This window comes from Pseudoalteromonas sp. SIMBA_162 (assembly GCF_046535955.1).
GTDB classification, from domain to species: Bacteria; Pseudomonadota; Gammaproteobacteria; order Enterobacterales; family Alteromonadaceae; genus Pseudoalteromonas; species Pseudoalteromonas marina.
Genome location: NZ_JAWJBQ010001158.1, coordinates 1 through 238, shown reverse-complemented (window position 1 = coordinate 238; position 238 = coordinate 1). Strand labels below are relative to the sequence as shown.

Sequence of the window (238 nt, the reverse complement as noted above, 5' to 3'; positions counted from 1 at the left end):
CATTGTGCAAAACGCTGGGCAAACCTGTTCAGCGGGAAGCCGCTTGCTGGTCCAGCGAGACATCGCCGACCGTGTGGTGGCGGACCTTTGCAAACGCTTTGCGGCGCTGCGCTGTGATGCAGGCGAGGCCGATGCAGGCTGTGGGCCGCTGATTAACGCTCGTCAAAAAGCCAAGCTGGCGTCGCGTTTAACGGCGGCTGAAGCAGACGGCATTTGTATTGCCGCGATAGGGCAGTTA

1 protein-coding gene is annotated in these 238 nt (G+C 60.1%); it reads left to right on the top strand.

The features are described from left to right. Nucleotides 1-4 precede the first annotated feature (4 nt). The coding region (locus R0J88_RS23310) for an aldehyde dehydrogenase family protein (RefSeq protein WP_410901362.1) at nt 5-238 on the top strand (234 nt) is incomplete at its 3' end.